This is a genomic window from Mycobacterium sp. pR1184, from assembly GCF_041287235.1.
Classification (GTDB): domain Bacteria; phylum Actinomycetota; class Actinomycetes; order Mycobacteriales; family Mycobacteriaceae; genus Mycobacterium.
This window is the reverse complement of sequence record NZ_JBGGKR010000010.1, coordinates 69,209-86,841: the sequence shown is the minus strand read 5'-3', so window position 1 is coordinate 86,841 and position 17,633 is coordinate 69,209. Positions and strand designations below refer to the sequence as shown.

Annotated in this window: 13 protein-coding genes; 9 read left to right on the top strand and 4 right to left on the bottom strand. The window is 66.1% G+C overall.

The window, feature by feature from the left end; translation table 11 throughout:
* Positions 1-203: 203 nt before the first annotated feature.
* Together ACAG21_RS18375 and gltB are read right to left on the bottom strand one after the other, a co-directional pair.
* Positions 204-1,670: a glutamate synthase subunit beta gene (locus ACAG21_RS18375; protein ID WP_370497691.1), complete on the bottom strand. Its 1,467-nt coding sequence runs from the start codon at positions 1,668-1,670 to the stop codon at positions 204-206.
* Positions 1,663-6,246 (bottom strand): glutamate synthase large subunit, encoded by a 4,584-nt coding sequence (gene gltB, locus ACAG21_RS18370; protein WP_370497690.1) that lies wholly within the window; start codon positions 6,244-6,246, stop codon positions 1,663-1,665. Before gltB ends, ACAG21_RS18375 begins: the two co-directional genes overlap by 8 nt.
* A gap of 656 nt (positions 6,247-6,902) precedes the next feature.
* Between gltB and ACAG21_RS18365 the strand changes: the two genes are divergently transcribed.
* Entirely contained in the window at positions 6,903-8,141 is a 1,239-nt protein-coding gene (locus tag ACAG21_RS18365) for a MinD/ParA family protein (RefSeq protein WP_370497689.1), read from the top strand.
* An 11-nt stretch (positions 8,142-8,152) separates the two neighbouring features.
* Here the strand turns inward: ACAG21_RS18365 and sigI are convergent, their stop codons facing one another.
* Positions 8,153-9,022: an RNA polymerase sigma factor SigI gene (gene sigI, locus ACAG21_RS18360; protein ID WP_370497688.1), complete on the bottom strand. Its 870-nt coding sequence runs from the start codon at positions 9,020-9,022 to the stop codon at positions 8,153-8,155.
* A 107-nt stretch (positions 9,023-9,129) separates the two neighbouring features.
* Here sigI and ACAG21_RS18355 point away from each other — a divergent pair, with 107 nt between their 5' ends.
* Together ACAG21_RS18355 and ACAG21_RS18350 are read left to right on the top strand one after the other, a co-directional pair.
* Entirely contained in the window at positions 9,130-9,966 is an 837-nt protein-coding gene (locus tag ACAG21_RS18355) for an NAD(P)H-binding protein (RefSeq protein WP_370497687.1), read from the top strand.
* A 23-nt stretch (positions 9,967-9,989) separates the two neighbouring features.
* The gene (locus ACAG21_RS18350; protein ID WP_370497686.1) at positions 9,990-10,439 is read left to right on the top strand and encodes a nitroreductase family deazaflavin-dependent oxidoreductase; all 450 of its coding nucleotides are present in this window, start codon (positions 9,990-9,992) and stop codon (positions 10,437-10,439) included.
* A 160-nt stretch (positions 10,440-10,599) separates the two neighbouring features.
* On the opposite strand, the gene ACAG21_RS18345 is transcribed toward ACAG21_RS18350, so the two are convergent.
* Positions 10,600-10,881 (bottom strand): WhiB family transcriptional regulator, encoded by a 282-nt coding sequence (locus ACAG21_RS18345; RefSeq protein WP_096290650.1) that lies wholly within the window; start codon positions 10,879-10,881, stop codon positions 10,600-10,602.
* 421 nt (positions 10,882-11,302) lie between these two features.
* Between ACAG21_RS18345 and ACAG21_RS18340 the strand changes: the two genes are divergently transcribed.
* From ACAG21_RS18340 to eccA, 6 genes are all read left to right on the top strand, one after another.
* The gene (locus ACAG21_RS18340; protein ID WP_370497685.1) at positions 11,303-12,445 is read left to right on the top strand and encodes an FHA domain-containing protein; all 1,143 of its coding nucleotides are present in this window, start codon (positions 11,303-11,305) and stop codon (positions 12,443-12,445) included.
* A gap of 250 nt (positions 12,446-12,695) precedes the next feature.
* A complete protein-coding gene (locus tag ACAG21_RS18335) occupies positions 12,696-14,006 on the top strand; it encodes an EspA/EspE family type VII secretion system effector (RefSeq protein ID WP_370497684.1) in 1,311 nt (436 codons plus the stop codon).
* A gap of 72 nt (positions 14,007-14,078) precedes the next feature.
* Positions 14,079-14,393 (top strand): ESX-1 secretion-associated protein, encoded by a 315-nt coding sequence (locus ACAG21_RS18330; RefSeq protein ID WP_370497683.1) that lies wholly within the window; start codon positions 14,079-14,081, stop codon positions 14,391-14,393.
* On the top strand, positions 14,393-15,271 hold the full coding sequence (locus tag ACAG21_RS18325; RefSeq protein WP_370497682.1) for an ESX secretion-associated protein EspG: 879 nt from the start codon (positions 14,393-14,395) through the stop codon (positions 15,269-15,271). Before ACAG21_RS18330 ends, ACAG21_RS18325 begins: the two co-directional genes overlap by 1 nt.
* A 31-nt stretch (positions 15,272-15,302) precedes the next feature.
* On the top strand, positions 15,303-15,914 hold the full coding sequence (locus ACAG21_RS18320; RefSeq protein ID WP_370497681.1) for a hypothetical protein: 612 nt from the start codon (positions 15,303-15,305) through the stop codon (positions 15,912-15,914).
* The gene (gene eccA / locus ACAG21_RS18315; protein WP_370497680.1) at positions 15,911-17,632 is read left to right on the top strand and encodes a type VII secretion AAA-ATPase EccA; all 1,722 of its coding nucleotides are present in this window, start codon (positions 15,911-15,913) and stop codon (positions 17,630-17,632) included. Before ACAG21_RS18320 ends, eccA begins: the two co-directional genes overlap by 4 nt.
* Position 17,633 lies beyond the last annotated feature (1 nt).

Here is a 17,633-nt window from a genome sequence, read left to right as displayed (position 1 = left end):
ACGAAACAATGACCAGGCCATTCGCCCCACCCGCGAACTAGGTACTGGGTTCACATGCACAGTGACCACTCCTGCGATCGATCTGTTTAGCCGTGGCTCCGTTGTGACGAAGCACACAAGTCGTTATTACACACCCATGCGCTGGCAAACTACCGGAGACTCGCCGAACAAATATCGGCGTGTTTCTGGTGTGGCTGGTGTGACTACTGAAGCGGTGCGGCCGTCGGCTTGATCGGCGCGGGAAGGGCGGTTGACCCCATCAAATACCGGTCCACACCGGCCGCGGCGGCCCTGCCCTCGGCGATCGCCCAGACGATCAACGACTGGCCCCGGCCCATGTCCCCGGCAACGTAAACGCCGGGCACCGAGGTCTCGTAGTCGCCACCCCGCGCAACATTGCCGCGCTCGGTGAACTTCACGTCGAGGTCGGTCAGCAGACCCGCCTTCTCCGGGCCGACGAAGCCCATCGCCAGGAACACCACGTCGGCTTCGAGCTCGAAATCGGAGCCCTCGACCTTGACGAACTTGCCGTCCTGCATCTGCACTTCGTGGACCTTGAGCGCGCTCACGTGCCCGTCCTTGCCGACGAACTCCTCGGTGTTGACCGAGAACACCCGCTCGCCGCCCTCTTCGTGGGCCGAGGAGACCCGATACATCAGCGGATAGGTCGGCCACGGCGTGGACTCGGCGCGCGCCTCCGGCGGCCGCGGCATGATCTCGAACTGGTGCACGCTGACCGCGCCCTGCCGGTGCGCAGTGCCCAGGCAGTCGGCTCCGGTGTCGCCGCCGCCGATGATGACGACCTTCTTGCCTTTGGCGGTGATCGGCGGCTGCCCGTCCGGGCCCAGCACGTCGTCACCCTCCTGCACGCGGTTACCCCACGGCAGGTATTCCATCGCCTGGTGGATGCCGTCTAGTTCCCGCCCCGGGATCGGCAGGTCACGCCAGGCGGTGGCACCGCCGGCCAGCACCACCGCGTCGAAGTCGGCGAGCAGCTGCTGGGCGGTGATGTCGACTCCGACATTGACGCCGGCCCGGAATTCGGTTCCCTCGGCGCGCATCTGGTCCAGCCGGCGGTCGAGGACGCGCTTTTCCATCTTGAACTCCGGGATGCCGTAGCGCAGCAATCCGCCGATGCGGTCGGCCCGCTCGAAGACGGTGACGCTGTGTCCCGCGCGGGTCAGCTGCTGGGCGGCGGCCAAACCGGCCGGGCCCGAACCGATGACGGCAACCGTCTTTCCGGTCAGCTTGGTCGGCGGCTTCGGCTCGACGAAACCCTGGTCGAACGCGTGGTCGATGATCTCCAGCTCGATCTGCTTGATCGTGACCGGGTCCTGGTTGATGCCCAGCACACACGCCGGCTCGCACGGCGCCGGACACAACCGGCCGGTGAAGTCGGGGAAGTTGTTGGTGGCGTGCAGCCGTTCAATCGCTTCGCGCCACCGGCCCCTGCGCACCAGGTCATTCCACTCCGGAATCAGGTTGCCCAGCGGACAACCGTTGTGGCAGAAGGGAATACCGCAGTCCATGCAACGAGTCGCCTGCTCGCGCAGGGTGTCGTCGTTGAATTCCTGGTAGACCTCGTTCCAGTCCTTCAACCGCAGCGGAACCGGCCGGCGTTGCGGCAGCTCCCGATGGGTGTACTTGAGAAAGCCAGTGGGATCAGCCATGTGCCGCCGCCATAATCGCCTTGTCCACATCGACGCCGTCGCGCTCCGCTTGGGCGATCGCCTGCAACACCTTCTTGTAGTCCCGAGGCATCACCTTGGCGAAATGCCGTTGCTGGGAGTGCCAGTCGGCCAGAACCCGCTGACCGACGGCGGAATCCGTCGCATCGACATGCGCCTGGATGATGCCGTGCAGGAACTCGACGTCGTCGGAGTCGAGACTCTCCAGATCCACCATCTCGGTGTTCAGGTTCTCCGGCAGTTCCTCACCGGGGTCGTAGACGTAAGCCACACCGCCGGACATACCGGCCGCGAAGTTGCGCCCGGTGTGGCCGAGAATCACCACCCGGCCGCCGGTCATGTACTCGCAGCCGTGATCGCCTACGCCCTCGACCACGGCGTGGGCGCCGGAGTTACGGACCGCGAACCGCTCGCCGACCACTCCGCGCAGGAAGGCTTCGCCGCTGGTGGCCCCGAACAGGATCACGTTGCCACCGATGATGTTCTCCTCGGCGACGTAGTCCGCCGGCGCATTGTCCGATGGCCGCACCACGATCCGGCCGCCGGACAGGCCCTTGCCCACGTAGTCGTTGGCGTCGCCGTACACCCGCAAGGTGATGCCCTTGGGCACAAACGCGCCGAAGCTGTTGCCCGCGGAGCCGTCGAAGGTGATGTCGATCGTGCCGTCCGGCAAGCCTTGTCCGCCATAGGCTTTCGTCAGCTCGTGGCCGAGCATCGTGCCCACCGTGCGGTTGACGTTGCTGATGGTGGTGGAGAACCGAACCGGCTTGCCCGAATCCAGCGCCTCGCGGCTCATCACGATCAACTGCTGATCCAGCGCCTTGTCCAGGCCGTGGTCCTGACGCGAGCTGCAGTACAGGTCCTGGTTCATGAACGCAGACTCCGGCTCGTGCAGCACCGGGGTCAGATCCAACTTGTGCGCCTTCCAGTGCGCACGCGCCAGCGTGGTGTCCAGCGACCCCACTTGGCCGACGGCCTCGTTGAAGGTACGGAAGCCCAACTGCGCCATGTACTCCCGGACTTCCTCGGCGATGAACATGAAGAAGTTCTCGACGAACTCCGGCTTGCCGGTAAAGCGATCCCGCAGCACCGGATTCTGAGTAGCCACACCAACCGGGCAGGTGTCGAGGTGACACACCCGCATCATGATGCAGCCCGCGACGACCAGCGGGGCGGTGGCGAAGCCGAACTCCTCGGCGCCCAACAGCGCGCCGATCATCACATCGCGGCCGGTCTTTAGCTGTCCGTCCACCTGGACGACGATCCGGTCACGTAATCCGTTGAGCAGCAAGGTCTGCTGCGTCTCGGCCAGCCCCAGCTCCCACGGAGCACCCGCGTGCTTCTGCGAGGTGAGCGGCGTGGCGCCGGTGCCGCCGTCGTGGCCGGAGATCAGCACCACGTCGGCGTGCGCCTTGGACACACCCGCGGCGACCGTGCCGACGCCGTTCTCGGAGACCAGCTTGACGTGCACGCGCGCCGACGGGTTGGCGTTCTTCAAGTCGTGGATCAACTGCGCAAGATCCTCGATCGAGTAGATGTCGTGGTGCGGCGGCGGTGAGATCAGGCCCACGCCGGGCGTCGAGTGCCGGACCTCTGCCACCCACGGGTACACCTTGTGCCCCGGAAGTTGGCCGCCCTCACCAGGTTTGGCGCCCTGAGCCATCTTGATCTGGATGTCGGTGCAGTTGGTCAGGTAGTGCGACGTGACGCCGAACCTCGCCGAAGCGACCTGCTTGATCGCGCTGCGGCGCCAGTCCCCGTTGGGATCGCGGTCGAAACGCTTGACGTCCTCGCCGCCCTCACCGCTGTTGGATCGCCCACCCAGGCGGTTCATCGCGATGGCGAGCGTCTCGTGCGCCTCGGCGGAGATCGAGCCGTAGCTCATCGCTCCGGTCGAGAACCGTTTGACGATCTCGCTGGCGGGTTCGACCTCGTCCAGCGGAACCGGGGATCGCACGTCGCCGCGGAACTTCAGCAGTCCGCGCAACGACGCCATCCGCTCGCTCTGGTCGTCGACCAGGCGGGTGTAGTCCTTGAAGATCTTGTACTGGCCGGTGCGGGTGGCGTGCTGCAGCTTGAATACGGTCTCCGGATTGAACAGGTGGTATTCGCCCTCGCGGCGCCACTGATAGTCCCCACCCACCTCGAGCTCGCGGTGCGCGCGCTCGTCGGGCCGGTCCAGATACGCCAGATGGTGGCGCGCCGCGACGTCGGTGGCGATGTCGTCCAGCGTGATGCCGCCGGTCGGGCACCCCAGCCCGGTGAAGTACTCGTCGAGCACGTCCTCGGAGATCCCGATTGCCTGGAACAGCTGGGCGCCGGTGTAGGAGGCCAGCGTCGAAATGCCCATCTTGGACATGACTTTCAGCACGCCCTTGCCGGCGGCCTTCACATAGTTGTTCAGCGCCTTGTCGCGGTCGATCCCGTCGATCACGCCGCGGTCGAGCATGTCCTCGATCGATTCGAACGCCAGGTACGGGTTGACCGCGGCCGCGCCGCAGCCGATCAGCATCGCCATGTGATGCACCTCGCGGGCATCACCGGATTCGACGACCAGTCCCACATGGGTGCGGGTGCGATCGCGCACCAGGTGGTGGTGCACCCCGGCGACGGCGAGCAGCGACGGTATCGGTGCCATCTGCTCATTGGAATCGCGGTCGGACAGAATAATCACCCGAGCGCCATCGGCGATCGCGGCCGACGCCTGCGCACGCACCTCTTCCAGCGCGGCTGCCAGCCCGGCGCCACCTTCGGCGACCGGGTACAGACAGCGAATCACCTTGGAGTGCATGCCATGTGGGCGCCCATTGACCGCGTCGTCGGGATTCAGGTTGATCAGCTTGGCCAGCTCGTGGTTACGCAGAATCGGCTGTCGCAGCATGATCTGGTGACACGAGTATTCGTCCGGGCTGAGCAGGTCGCGCTCCCCGCCGGTGGTGCCCTGCAAACTGGTCACCACCTCTTCGCGGATGGCGTCCAGGGGCGGGTTGGTCACCTGAGCGAACAGCTGGTGGAAGTAGTCGTAGAGCATCCGGGGACGCTGCGAGAGCACCGCGACCGGGGTATCGGTGCCCATCGACCCGATCGGCTCGGCACCGGTGCGCACCATCGGCGCCACCAGCAGGTTGAGCTCCTCATAGGTGTAACCAAAGGCCAACTGCCGCATGACAAGTCGATCGTGTGCCATCCGCACGTACTCGCCCTGCGGCAACGACTCGAGCGGCACCAGGTTCCTGTCGAGCCACTCCTGATAGGGGTGCTCGGCGGCCAGCTCGGCCTTGATCTCCTCGTCGGAGACGATGCGGCCCTGGGTGGTGTCCACCAGGAACATCCGGCCCGGCTGCAGCCGCATCCGCTGCACCACCGTCGACGGATCCAGGTCCAAGACACCCGCCTCAGAGGCCATCACCACCAAACCGTCTTCGGTGACCCAAATACGGGACGGGCGAAGGCCATTGCGGTCCAGCACGGCGCCCACGATGGTGCCGTCGGTAAAGGTCATCGACGCGGGGCCGTCCCACGGTTCCATCAGCGATGCGTGGTACTCGTAGAAGGCGCGGCGCGCCGGGTCCATCGTCTCATTGCGCTCCCAGGCCTCCGGAATCATCATCAGCACCGCGTGCGGCAGGCTGCGCCCGCCCAGGTGCAACAATTCCAGCGCCTCGTCGAAGCGTGCGGTGTCGGAGGCGCCCGGAGTGCAAATCGGGAACAACTTTTCCAGGTCGTCGACCGAACCGAAGATGTCGGTCTTGATCAGCGCCTCGCGGGCGCGCATCCAGTTCTCGTTTCCGGTGACGGTGTTGATCTCACCGTTGTGGGCGATACGCCGGAATGGATGTGCCAGCGGCCAGGACGGGAAGGTGTTGGTCGAGAAACGAGAGTGCACGATGCCCAGCGCGCTGGTCATCCGGTCGTCTTGCAGGTCAAGGTAAAACGCCTTGAGCTGCGGGGTGGTCAGCATGCCTTTGTAGACCATTGTCTGACCGGAAAGGCTTGGGAAATATACGGTTTCGCGTCCTGGTCCGTCTTGGCCCGGGCCCTTGGTACCGAGCTCGTGCTCGGCACGCTTGCGCACGACGTAGCAACGGCGTTCCAGCGTCATGTCGGAAGCGCCGGTCATGAACACCTGCCGGAAGGTGGGCATGGCGTCGCGGGACAACGCACCCAGCGAAGAGTCGTCGGTGGGCACGTTGCGCCAGCCCAGAACCGTCAGGCCCTCGGATTCGGCGATCTTCTCCACGGCGGCACACGCGGCCGCGGCGTCCTTGGACGATTGCGGCAGGAACGCGATACCGGTGGCGTAACTGCCCGCGGCGGGGAGCTCGAAGTCGACGACTTCGCGCAGGAACGCGTCCGGGACCTGAATCAGGATCCCCGCGCCGTCACCGCTGCGCGGCTCGGCGCCCTGGGCGCCACGATGTTCGAGGTTGACCAGTGCGGTGATCGCCTTGTCGACGATGTCGCGGCTCCGTCGGCCGTGCATGTCGACGACCATGGCAACCCCGCACGAATCGTGCTCGAACGCGGGGTTATACAACCCAACGCGCGTGGGCGTCATATGCACCTGCCTTCACCAGAACCTGCTACGCGACCGTTTTCAGTGGCTCCGACGGGGCTGCACCCGGAGGTTGCGAGCCGACCCCTTCGGTCTTGTCGATAGGCTGTCTCCCAGGCGGAAAATGATCCGATGGGGGAATCGTCCGTGCGGCGCTGAACGGTGGCGTGTACCCGGTCTCGACAAGTCGTAAAACGATATGACAAAAACCGCCTGACATGCCAACTTGGCCGAGTCTACCCGGCAGGTAGCGGCAACGTAAATTCGCTGCAGGCGGCGATCGATGACCCGGGGAAATACGCATCTACCCCGACAATCCGCCCGCGACAGTGCAGACCCGAAACGGGCGCCGGCCGGCCCGATCACCTCATCGGGTTTGCTGTGACCCCGGCCTGCGGACGGCGTCGGGATGGCCGTGATCACAGTCTGCCCGCGTATCCGTGCGACCGATCCCGATAAGACGTGGCAGCCATGCCGCCTATACCGCGCGCCGCATAGCCGGCAACCACCCCAACCGTCACACCGGCACCGCGTTAGGGGCTGCGCGAGTTTGCGCGATACAAAGGAGGAGCGCGTGGGGAGATACTAGGCCGATACGGGCCGGGTCGCCCCGCGGCCGGCCAGCGCGCCCTGATCGATCGCCCGGCACCGAGGAGCCCATGAACGAGCGCGACGAATTCCTGCGGGACCGTCTGCAGCCCGACCGACCCAGCACCCCCGCCGGTCCCCTTCCCACGCCACAGCGAAGCGCACCGCCCGCAGCAGTTCCCCCGCCTCCGCGGCGACCCGCCCCACCCCCGTCGTATCCGCCGCCGGCACCGCCGCCGCCTCCGCCGCGGCCCCCCGCCGGGCCGCCACCGCCCCGTCAGCCACCGCCGGGGCAGCCGCGCCAGCACGTCGCTCCCCCGCCCCCGGCGCGACCCGCCGGGCCACCCGCGCGGCCGGCTGCTCCGGCCGCGCCCGCCATCCCGGCAACCGACACCGCGCTGGTGCCCACCGGCGGGCCCGAACTGGCCGACACCGGGTGGCGGCGCATCCTGCGGCTACTCACCTTTGGCCTCGTCAGGCTGGGTCCGTCGCCCGCCCAACGCGAAGAAGCGCAATTCGAAGCCACTATCCGCACCGGCTTTCGCGGTAAGCACAAGGTCGGCGTCGTGGGTAAGGGCGGGGTTGGGAAGACCTCCGTCGCCGCCAGTGTCGGGTCGCTGTTCGCCGAGCTTCGTCGCGGGCAAGACCACGTGGTGGCGATCGACGCCGACACCGCCTTCGGCCGGTTGAGCAGCCGGATCGATCCGCAATCGACGAGTTCGTTCTGGGAATTGACCGCCGACAAGAACCTCGAGACCTTCGCCGATGTCGCCGAGCGAGTAGGCCGCAACGCCGTGGGTCTACATGTGCTCGCCGGCGAACCGGCATCCGGTCCGCGCCGGGTGCTCGATCCCGCGATCTACCGGGAGGCCGCGTCGCGCCTGGATCGCCATTTCACGATCTCGGTCATCGACTGCGGCTCGACGATGGATTCACCGGTCACCCAGGAAGTGCTGCGCGACCTGGATGCGCTGATCGTGGTGTCCTCGCCGTGGGCCGACGGGGCATCCGCGGCCGCCCGGACCATGGAATGGCTGTCCGATCAGGGCATGACGGAGTTGCTGCACAAGACGATCGTGGTGCTCAATGACTCCGACGGGCACGCCGACAAACGCACCCGGGCGCTGCTGGCCCGCGAGTTCGTCGACCACGGACAGCCGGTGGTCGAGGTTCCCTACGACCCTCACCTGCGCCCTGGCGGCGTCATCGACGTGATGCACGAGATGGGCCGCCCGACCCGGCGCAAGTTGCTACATGCCACCGCGCTGATCGCCGGGTTCTTCGGGACCAGCCCCGACCGTGCGGGCTGACCCGTCACGCCTCAGCCGGCCGCGATACGCGCCGACGGGTCGGCAATCGCCTCGATCTTGCTGACGAACGGGCCGCGAATGGTCAGCACGATAGCGGCGAAAAGCCGGCGCTCGGCGAACGCGAGCACCACCGGTTGGCCGGCGGGACCACTGACCAGGGTGACGCCCGGCCCCAGATAGCGCATCAGGTTGGTCGCCACCGCATGCGGGCCATGGTTGATCTGCGGCGGCGGCGGCGGGTCGGCAAGGACGGTGCCCACACCCCAGACCGTCGGATCCAGGACAGCGGTCAGCGCGGCGATGTCGCCGTTGGCGCAGGCGGTGATGAACTTCTCGGTGACCAGTTGATGCTCGGCGGGTGCTACTTCAGTCGCCTTAGGCTGTGCCGCAGTGAATTTCGCGCGTGCGCGCCGCGCCAGTTGACGGCAGGTGCCGACCGGGCGTCCCACTGTTTCGGCGATCGTCTCGAACGGGACACCGAACACGTCGTGCAGCACGAACGCCACTCGTTCGCCCGGGCTGAGTCGCCGCAAGACCTCCATCAACGCGGTGCGGACCTCGTCGTCGAGGGTGACCCGATCCGCCGGATCCAGGCTCCGCGACTCGGCGACGTCGGCGCCAGGATCGCTCAACCGCTCGTAGCGCGTTCGCGCCGAGCGCACCTGGTCGAGGCAGAGCCGGCTCGTGACGACGGTGAGCCAGCCGCGGATGTCGTCGACCTCGTCGGGCCCGGTCCGCGACAATCGCAGAAACGCCTCTTGCGCAACATCTTCGGCGTCTCCGACGTCACCGAGGATTTGATACCCCAGATTGACCAGATAGGGGCGGTGACGACGCCAAGCATCGGCCAGCTGGTCCGTTGGCGGTAGCGACTGGTTCATGAAACATCGACGATCTGGTACCGGAAAAAGTTACGTGTATCGACTGTAACTTTCCCGCCTCCGCGCCCGTCGTTGATGAAGATCTTCGACTTTCAGGAGGAAACACCATGACCATCGTCGTAACCGGGGCGACCGGAAATGTCGGACGCCCCCTCGTTGCCGAACTCGTCGCCGCTGGCGCACGGGTACGCGCCATCACCCGCACCCCGAATCGCGCCGGGTTTCCCTCGCCCGTCGAGGTGCTCGACACGGTGGGCGACGCGCTGCCGGGAGCATCGGCGGTTTTCTTGAACTCGCGCGCGCTCGGCGAAAGTCTCGCCGACGTCGTGGCCGAATGCCGTCGCGCCGGTGTCGCCAAACTGGTTGCGGTGTCGGCGATCAACGCCGATGACGACTTCTCACGGCAACCGTCGCGCTTTCGCGGCGACCGCAACCGCGAGGTCGAGCAGCTGGCCGTCGACTCGGGCCTGGCATGGGTGAGCCTGCGGCCCACGGTCTTCGCGACGAACTTCGCCGGGATGTGGGCCGCACAGATTCGCGCCGGCGATGTGGTGGCGGGTCCGTATGCCGCGGCATCGACCGCTCCGATTGTCGAGAGCGACATCGCGGCGGTCGCGGCGCGCGCACTGCTCAGCGAGGAGCTGGTCGGTCAACGGGTTCCGTTGACCGGTCCCCAGGCGCTGACCAATGCGGAACTGGTGGGAATCATCGGCACGGTGCTGGGGCGCCGGCTGCAGTACCGCGAAATTCCGCCGGAGGCGGTGCGGCAACGCTTCATCGATTTGGGTTTCGGAGCCGAGTTCGGCGATGCCTATACGGCGATGCTCGCCGAAACGCTGGACCGCCCGGCACTGGTCACGCACGACGTCGAGAAGATCCTCGGCCGGGCGCCACAGTCCTTCGCGCAGTGGGTGTCCGAGCACCAAGACCTGTACACGAGCTAGCTTCCAGACAAGGAGATTCCGACATGTCCGAACCACAGCCGCCGCGCTACCTCAAGCCGATGAACAAGGTGATGATGGCGGTGCAGAAATTGGGGATACCGACCGGTCCAGCCATGGTGCTCACCGTCCCGGGCCGCAAGTCCGGCCAACCGCGCAGCACCCCGATGACGCCATTTGAATTCCAGGGCGGCCTCTACGTTGTCGCGGGCTACCCGGGCGCGGACTGGGCGGCGAACGCGCGCGCCGCGGGTACCGGCACGTTGTCCCGGGGCCGCCGATCCCGGGAGGTCAGGATCGTCGAACTGACAGCCGAACAGGCGCGTCCGGTGCTGCGGGCGTTTCCGAGGAAGGTGCCGGTAGGGGTTTCGTTCGCCAAACGTTCGGGAATGGTGCGCGACGGGACATCCGACGAATTCGAGGCGCTGGCGGGGCGGCTCTGTGTCTTTCGCTTCGACCCGGCCGCTTCGTCGTAGCGCCCTGGAACGCAAGACAGCGCGAGAACCGTGGCTGGTTCTCGCGCTGTCTGTTCGCCGGTCCGGGATATCCGAGTGGGGCGCTCCAAAGTGGAGCCGCTCAAGGGTTTGCACTCCGGTCCCGGACGTTGTTCAACTGCGGACGCCTCAGGAGGCCGGGTTAGGCCGATTTGGCCGTCTCGCGCACCGGGTATCCGTTGCGCTCGGCCAGCGACCGCAATTGGTTCAGGGCAAAGGCGCGCGGGCGGCCAGACTCGGGAATTACGACACCGGCCCACAGGCCCTCGGCACCGGCCGACTCGACAGCATCGCGGGCGCACAGCCACCGGCGGGGGCACGCCCGGCACAGGGCCTTGGCCTCGGCATCGGGAGCGGTCGTCCAGCGGTCCGGGTCCTGGGTGCAGGCGCCCAACGGGATGTTGTACAGAGTTGTTGCGGTCATCGCTACGTTCCTCCAGAAAGCGTTGCAGTTCTGCGTCCTATGACTCGAAAGGGTATAGCACTAACCATCGCGATGCAACAGTTTGGTGCTTCGTTTTTCGTTCGGGCCGGTATGCAGGCGCTACGGCCATATCTCACGCGCCGCAGGCTTCACCCCGCTGAACTGGCGGAGAACTGCGGCGAAACGGTGCCCCAATGGTGGAGCCGAGCAGGTCGTACGCCAAATAGCGCCGGCCCCGCGAGCGGCGCCAGCCGGGCCAAGCTCCAAACTGTAGCGGTGATGCGGTTATCCCGCGGGTGCTCGCCGGCGCGGTGTGCAGGCTCGTTCTGTAACAACTTGACGCCGAACTGTAGCGCCGCGATAGAATTTGACGGGTGCAGCAGTTAGACTCCTGAGGGCGGACACCGCCACCAGGCAAATAGTGAGCGAGGAATCACCGACGATGTCCAGCGCCGCCTCAACCGCCCGACCAGCTCTGCTGGTGGTGCACAGCGGCGACACATCGCACGCGATCGAGCCCGACCGCGGCGTGGTAACCATCGGCCGCGAACCTCAGGCCGGCGTACAGATCGATGATCCACAGATCTCCCAGGAGCACCTGCGGGCTGAAGCCGCCGATGGGCAGTGGCGCATCGTCGATAGCAGCCCGGGCGGCATGTTCGTCGACGGACTACGACAGACCTCCGTGACGATCACCGACAAGACCATCGTCCGGTTCGGGGACCCCGCCGCGGGGAAAGTCCTGACGTTTGAAGTCGTCAGGCCGCCGAAATCCGTTGACCAACAAGGGGTTAACGATTCCGATGAGCAGGGGGACAACATCGCGTCAATCGATCTGGATCCCGGCGTGGTGCGCGCCGGAGCCGCCGCTGCCGCCCGCCGTCGCGAACTCGACATCAGCCAGCGCAGCCTCGCGTCGGACGGGATCATCAACGCCGGCGCGCTGATTGCTTTCGAAAAGGGCCGCAGTTGGCCGCGCGAACGGACCCGCGCGAAGCTCGAGGAAGTTCTGCAGTGGCCTGCCGGAACCATCGATCGGATCCGCCATGGGGAACCGGTCGCGGCGGATGCCGCCGCCTCGCAGGCCGCGCCGGTCGACGGTCCGGCGACGGCCGACAACCCCGAGGCTCACGGCGCGGCGTCGCTGATCGCTCAGGCGGTCGTCGCCGCCGTGGACGGGTGCAGCCTGGCCATCTCGGCGTTGCCACCGGCCGAGGACCCCGAGTTCACCGAGCGCTCGGCGCCCATCCTCGCCGATCTGCGGCAGCTCGAGGCGATCGCCGTCCGGGCCACCAGGATCAGCCAAATTACCCCGGAATTGATAAAGGCGCTGAGTGCGGTTCGCCGGCACCGCGACGAATTGATGACGCTCGGAGCGAACGCTCCGGATGCTCCGCTGGCGCAACGCTTGTACGCGGCCCGGCGCCGGGCTAACCTCTCGACGCTGGAAATTGCACAAGCCGCAGGGGTCGACGAAGAAATGATTGTGCGCGCCGAAGACGAGGAGCCTTTGCCCGCGCACGTAACGGCCGCGATCGAAACTTTGATAGGCCACATCAACTGATTTCCATGGGTCGCCGGCAGCGCTAATTCTAATTGTTCGCTTTTCGGCAACCTTGCCGCAATGTTTACCGTGGCGGCCGAACGCCGGGTGGTGGAAGCTGTTGCCTAGCCGAAAAATTCGTGCACTGGACCCGCTCTGAGCGCTGTTAGGCTCGTTCTACCGTGCACAGGATCGGTGCACAGGATCTGCGAGCTTGAAGGGAAACACCGACGTGGCTTGGCTTAACGGTGCAACGGATTTAGCGACGTGTGTGAAGAGTTTTGGATCTGGCGTTACTGCTGCCTCGGCTGGGGACTGGGCCAACCTTGGTGCGAGCGCCGCCACGATCCTCGGTAAAGGGCTGATCTACGCCGGCAAGCAGAACGCGGTTCTGGCAAAGGCGTTGAAAGAAAGCGGAACAAAAGTACTGCCGACGCCGACGGCCATTGTCGATGCCGCGGCGCTGGCCGTCACAATCGTGGACCTGCTCAACGGATTTGGATCCCCCAACTCGGGTTCGGCCGTATCGACCGCCGCGGACAAACTGAACCTGTTCCTCAAAGACTTGGACCCCGGCGCTATTCCGGATCCGCGGGACTGGAGCGGCCCCGGGGCGACGGCTTACATCAGCCAGGTCAACACGCTCAAGGGTTTCGTCGACACCTTCAAGACCTACGACCAGACCCTGAAGGGCTACCTGAGCAAGCAGGCCGGCGAGGTCAAGCAGGCACACCTGTGCTGCACGGTGAACGTGGCCGTCCTGACCGCCGCCGCTGGTATCGCCCTGGCTCTCTACCTGATCCCGATCGCGGGTCCGGGTATATCGCAGGCGTGGCAGATCATCGCCGCTTTCGCGTGCTGTGCGGCAGTTTTCGTCGTCGAGATGCTGACCCTGTCCAGCTCGATGAGCATCTCCAACCAGTGCGCGACCTTGGGTCAGCAATACGTCCAGCTGGGCAAGGACGTGAGCTCGCAGCTGGCGGGCACCTACGACAAGATCGACGGCAAGGTATCGGCGGAGAGCTCGTCGCAGTTGTCCGGCTTCCGCGCCGTCTCCGACGGCCTGACGGACTACACCTTCGCGTCCAGCGGGAAGTCGGTCAACAAGCTGGCCGCCGAAGCGGGCGACAAGGTTGCGCCGGAGCAGAAGGCGCTGCTGCAGTCCTCGAGCGACAAAGCCGCCGCCGCGAAGGCGTCGGACACCAAGACGGACACCCCGGCCAAGGGCGACAAGACGACTCCGGCGCCGGCGGCGTTCACCCCGCCGAGCCTGGCTCAGATCGGGCAGGCGTCGCAGGGGCTCTCCACGGTCGGCCAGACGCTCGGCCAGGGCATGCAACAAATCCAGTCGCTGGCCCAGTCCGCCAAGGGTGCCGCTCCCGCGGCAGCAGCCGCCCCGGCCGCGGCTAGCGACGTCAGCGACGTCAAGGACGACGAGGACAAGAAGAAGGAAGACGACGCCAAGAGGGACGCTGAAACAGGTGCCGCCGCCGGTAAAGACGGTGGCACCGAGCGTGCACCCGTCGACGCCGCGGCACCGGCCGCCGCACCGGCAGCAGCTGGGCGCGAACGCGTCCTTTGATAACACTCGCGCGTCAAAAACGCAGCGGGCCAACGCCATAGCGCGAACATCGAACGTCAAGGAGACCGACCAATGGTAAATCTACTCGTCACACCAGCGATCCTCGAGACGCTGGCGACCAAACAGGAAGCCGCACAAAAGGATGCCCAAGCGGCGGCCGACGCCCTGAACGGCACCGGAAGCAACTGCTGGCTGACGCACGGCGTCATCAGCGGGTGCTCCAACGGTGCCTTCGACACCATCGAGGGCATCCGCAAGACCGCGGGCAAGGCCCTGGGCGACGCCAGTCTCTTGATGGCCGCAAAGCTGCGCACGGCCAAGTCAGCATATGAGGGTGTCGACAGCGAGTTGGCCGGCAACCTCAACAAGCAACTGCTCGACAAATAATGACATCCGGTCCCCTCGCCGCCGGCCGCGCCGGGCTTGTTGACGACGTCGTCGGCGTCGAGGTGACTATCGACGGCATGCTGGTGATCGCCGACCGGTTGCACCTGATCGAATTCCCTACGGCCCTTGGGATCCGGCAGAACATCCCGCAAGACGACCTGCGCAAGCTGGTCTGGGACCAGGTGGAGAAGGACCTGACCCAGCAAGGGGTGCTGAACGAACTGGGCCAGCCCCACCCGACCGTGGCCGCCCTGATCGACACGCTCAGCAGGCCCGACCGGACCTTGGAAGGCCGGTGGTGGCGCCGCGATATGGGCGACGGAGTGATGGTGCGTTTTGCGGTGTGCCGCAAGGGCGATCGTCATGTCATCGCCGCTCGCCACGGCGAGCTGATCGCGCTGCAACTGGTGGCGGCGCAGGTCGGTCTGGCCGGCATGGTGACCGCGGTACTGGGCCCGGCGACGCCGGCCAACGTCGAACCACTGACCGGGGTGGCAAGCGAACTGGCCGAATGCACCACGGCGGCACACCTGGCCAACCTCGGCGTCGCGCCCGCCACCGCCCGCGTCTACGCCGAGATCGTCGGCAACCCCGATAGCTGGGTGGAGATCATCGCCGGCGAGCGTCACTCCGGTGGCACCTGCACCCACACCGACGTCGCTGCCGGCGTGCTCGACTCCCCGCTGGGCCGACTGGTGTCGCTGCCCCGCCGCGTCCACGGCGAGCTGTACGGAAGTTTTCTGCCCGGCTCCCAAGAAAATCTGCAACGGACACTGGACGGACTGCTGGAATTCCTCCCCGCGCGCACCTGGCTCGACCACACTTCAGATGACGAGGCCGCGCACACCGACCACCCTCACGCCTCGTACCGAGGCTGATTTCTGCCGCTACCAATGAAAGATGGATCCCATGTCCCAGCATGATGAGCACGACGATCTCTCCGCCTTGGACTTCTCCTCCTACCACTCCGGATCCGACGACGACGGCCACGATCACGGGGATGCCCTGGACTTCTCCGCCGACGACGACGGCAGTGAGGAGTCCGACGCCGACGCCTTGGACGCGTACGCGCCGACCGAGCCCGGCGAGGCCGACACCGAGCTGGAGGCCATCGCCGCGACAACCGAGCCCTCCGACGACGACGAGGACGACGAGGACGACGCCCAGCAGTTCACCGTGACCAACCCGCCCGAAACGGTGTCGGTGTCGGCACTCATCGACGGCCGCACTCAGCGGGTCACACTGTCACCGAACGCGACGAACCTGACCGAGGACGAGCTGGCCGACGAGATCGTCGTGCTGGCCGAGTTGGCCCGGCAAAAAGGGCTCGCCGGGCAGCGTACCTATGTCATGGACAGTGCCGCCGACAACGCAGGGCTGCAACAACTCGCCGACATGGGCTTGGACAGCACCCAGCTGCTGCGTGACTTCGTGGATACCGGCATGCGGTTGCCGACGGAGGAACAGGCTGAGACGGCACAGGCCGAAGTCTTCGCCGTGCGCTACACCACCGATAAATGAGCGAGCATCTGGCCGGCCTGTTCGAAAGCGCGGTCGGCATGCTTCCGGTCTCGGAGTCGCGGGCGCTTGACCTGTTCACCGAGATCACGAACTACGACGAGACCGCATGCGACGCATGGGTCGGCCGCATCCGGTGCGGGGACAGCGACCGGGTGACATTGTTCCGGGCCTGGTACTCGCGCAAGCACTTCGGACAGCTGTCGGGGTCTGCCCAGGTCTCGATGAACGCCCTGGGTGCCCGGGTTCCGATCGGCGGCCTCTACGGCGACATCACCTATCCGGTCAATTCGCCGCTGGCGATCACGATCGGTTTCGCGGTGAACGAAGCATCGGCGGGTAACTACGCCGATGCCCTCGAAGCCGTCGAAGCCAGCCCGACCGCCGGTGCCGAGCACCTGCTGTCATGGACCAAGGCGGTGGTCTACGGGGAAGGGCAGCGCTGGACCGAGGTCATCGACGAAGTCCGAGCCGCCGGTAAGTGGCCCGACACGTTTCTGGCTGCTGCCGCCGGCGTGGCCCATGGGGTCGCGGCCGCCAATCTCGGTTTGTTCACCGAGGCCGAGCGCCGCTTGACCGAGGCGAACTCCTCGCCTGCGGGCGAGGCGTGCGCGCAGGCCATCGCCTGGTATCTGGCGATGACGCGCCGCAGCCAGGGCAACGAAGAAGCCGCGGTGGCCCTGCTGGAGTGGCTGCAGACGACCCATCCCAGCCCCAAAGTTACTGCGGCACTAAAGGATCCTTCTTACCGCCTGGTGACCACCAGCGCAGAGCAGATCGCCGCCCGAACAGATCCCTGGGATGCGGGCAGCGTCGTGGCCGACACCTCGGGCCGGGAGAAGCTGCTCGCCGAAGCGGAGTCAGAGCTACGCCGGCAGATCGGGCTGACGCGCGTCAAGGATCAGGTCGAGCGCTACCGCGCCGCGACCCAGATGGCGAAAGTTCGTGCCGCGCGCGGCATGAAGGTCGCACAGGCGAGCAAGCACATGATCTTCACCGGGCCGCCCGGCACCGGCAAGACGACCATCGCCCGCGTGGTGGCCAACATCCTGGCGGGTTTGGGCGTCATCCAGGAACCCAAACTCATCGAGACGGCTCGCAAGGATTTCGTCGCCGAATACGAGGGACAGTCCGCGGTCAAGTCCGCGAAGACGATCGACCGCGCCCTGGGCGGTGTGCTGTTCATCGACGAGGCCTACACGCTGGTTCAGGAACGCGAGGGTCGATCCGACCCCTTCGGTCAAGAGGCGTTGGACACGCTGCTGGCCCGGATGGAAAACGACCGAGACCGACTTGTGGTGATTATTGCCGGTTACAGCAATGACATCGATAGACTCCTGGAGACCAACGAAGGACTGCGGTCGCGGTTCGCCACCCGTATCGAATTCGACTCCTACTCCCCCGAGGAGATTCTCGAAATCGCGAAAGTTATTGCGAAGAACAACGACTCGGAGCTCAGCGTGGAGGCGGCCGAGAAGCTGCTGGAGGCGGCGAAGCTGCTGAGCCAGCGGACGGTACGCGGCAAAGCCGCGCTGGACATCGCCGGCAACGGACGCTATGCACGACAAATGGTGGAGGCCGCGGAGCAATACCGTGACATGCGCCTGACTCAAGCGGTCGACTTCGAGGAACTCGACGCGGACTTCCTGCGTGAGATCAACGGCGAAGACATGGCGGAAGCGGTGGCATCGGTGCACGCCCGGCTTGCCATTACCGAGTAGC